This window comes from Aliterella sp. E5.1, from assembly GCF_057473825.1.
This window is the reverse complement of record NZ_JBYCCV010000306.1, coordinates 1-1862: the sequence shown is the minus strand read 5'-3', so window position 1 is coordinate 1862 and position 1862 is coordinate 1. Positions and strand designations below refer to the sequence as shown.

Below are 1862 nucleotides of genomic sequence, written 5' to 3'. Positions count from 1 at the left end.
GCAAGTCTTGCCAGTTACAACCATTTTTCAGTTGATAAAAGATGCCATCCAAGATTTCGCGCTTGCTCCAGTTAGAAGGTCTTGTTTGCTTCTTCGGCGGTAGGATCTTAGGTAGTAAAGGTTCTATTATTTTCCACTCTTCGTCGGTGAGGCTGCTCTGGTACGGCATGGCATCTGCATTATGTTTTTGCCTTAACGTTACTTCCTTCCAGGGAAAGATGTCAAATGGGTTCTATAGACCCTGCTGATGCTTCGGTTGGTGGATTTGTTGCTCATCCGCTTTGGCTCGGAACTGGTACAGGTGCATGGGTCGAAGTTGGCTATGATAAAGAACCTGCTAGGAGCGAAGATACTGCTTACTACTGGGCTAGCTATACCCCAACATCGGCTACATATATTGTTAAGGGCTATGTAGCAATTGGCAGTTACAAGGAACTCGAAATAGCGTGGAACCGCAGCACTAAATACTGGAATTTCTATTTTGGAGGTGTGAAAATAGGGGAGGCTGCCAATATAGGAGGACCAAGTTATAGCGGTACAGAGGCTGGTTTAGAAAGTACCAGTGACAGAAACTACAGCCCTAGAGCTCCTGTATATGGGTTGCAGTATGCCACACTCAGCAATTTTACATGGCAGGGCTGCTCCAACCCTAGTTTGTATAATGACCCTCCCGCTAGCATTTATTGGGTAAACCGACCATTTTCTGCTGAAACCAAAATGCCATAAATGTTGTTAACAATCTCATGAAAGAATTGATATTATGAAGATACTAATTTCAACTATCGCTTTATTAGCAATTGGATTTCTTACATCTTCATGTGAGAGGCAAGCCGAAGCCCAAAACAGCCAGTCAGGTTCTCAACCTATTCTTATGAATTCTCTTCCTATAAGACCAGCACCAAATCCTGAAGATGCTAAACGCCAATTACCTCCTGTAAACACCGATCCGTTACCAGGGTTTCCACCTCCAGCCAACCCGACTGCTGATATCGGTGAACAAGTTGCAGCAGAGAAAGCACTCAAATTAGCAGTAATTGACTTTAAAGCAACTAACCCAAAAGTCATTAAGGTTAGTTTAATGAGCTATAAAGAAGCTCGGCAACAACTATTAGAGCCTATAGAAGAAGACGATCAACTTTTTAATACTCCGGTTCGGGTAATAGAAATTTCTGGGACTTTTAAGCGGAGAAATCATCGACGACCATCTCAGAAAGAAGTCCCAACATCTACTCCTACTTTCACAAAAGGGTACATTATTTTAAGGGCAGCAGATGGTATCCTACTAGTTACTAAACTTGTTATATAAACGTAAGTTCGACGGAATCTGTCAAAAACAGTTCATTAGGCGGAGTAAGTGATTAACAGCACTACCTTTAATTGAAAGTGCGCCAGGCAGGTGACAGTCTGGTTTAGCTACCAATAGGTGCAAGATATGAGTCAGGGATTAAATCTTTAGATCAAACTCATAGCGATTAATGAACAAACCGATTACGGGTTATTTATCAACCGTTATGAGTTTGGACTGCTAATTTAATAACCTTATCAACACGTCTGAGCCGTTACTTGATGACCTTACTTCATCTTAGTAAAAAATGTCAAATGAATTCTATAGATTCAAAAGGTATTTATAAATTATAAAAAACACGAAATAAGCAACCGATACAGTTTGTAAAAATAAACAAAGCTAGACGCTGGTCAAGTTTTGAGATAAGCGATTTATGCTTCTTATTCTATTGGGTAGTGCGTCAGATTATTGTGGGATAGGTCACGATATCATTCCAAGTCCATGGTCGAGAGGTTAATCCTGCTCGTTGTGCGGCAGTGGACTTGAACCGACTATGCTGCCAAATCCAATTGAAGTA

3 protein-coding genes and 1 pseudogene are annotated in these 1862 nt (G+C 41.1%); 2 read left to right on the top strand and 2 right to left on the bottom strand.

The window, feature by feature from the left end:
- A partial coding sequence (locus AC2VE5_RS26595) for a transposase (protein ID WP_486887409.1) occupies positions 1 to 169 on the bottom strand: 169 nt, incomplete at its 3' end.
- Positions 170 to 225: 56 nt separating this feature from the next.
- Between AC2VE5_RS26595 and AC2VE5_RS26590 the strand changes: the two genes are divergently transcribed.
- Both AC2VE5_RS26590 and AC2VE5_RS26585 read left to right on the top strand, forming a co-directional pair.
- Positions 226 to 726: a hypothetical protein gene (locus AC2VE5_RS26590; protein ID WP_486890546.1), complete on the top strand. Its 501-nt coding sequence runs from the start codon at positions 226 to 228 to the stop codon at positions 724 to 726.
- Between the two features lie 34 nt (positions 727 to 760).
- Positions 761 to 1306, top strand: coding sequence for a hypothetical protein (locus tag AC2VE5_RS26585; protein WP_486890544.1), 546 nt, complete (start codon positions 761 to 763; stop codon positions 1304 to 1306).
- 439 nt (positions 1307 to 1745) lie between these two features.
- Here the strand turns inward: AC2VE5_RS26585 and AC2VE5_RS26580 are convergent.
- Positions 1746 to 1862: pseudogene (locus tag AC2VE5_RS26580) on the bottom strand (IS1 family transposase); the annotation flags it as partial.

Coding starts and splice junctions, on each gene's coding strand:
- AC2VE5_RS26590 (WP_486890546.1), top strand. CDS start 226: ATGGGTTCTATAGACCCTGCTGATGCTTCGGTTGGTGGATTTGTTGCT.
- AC2VE5_RS26585 (WP_486890544.1), top strand. CDS start 761: ATGAAGATACTAATTTCAACTATCGCTTTATTAGCAATTGGATTTCTT.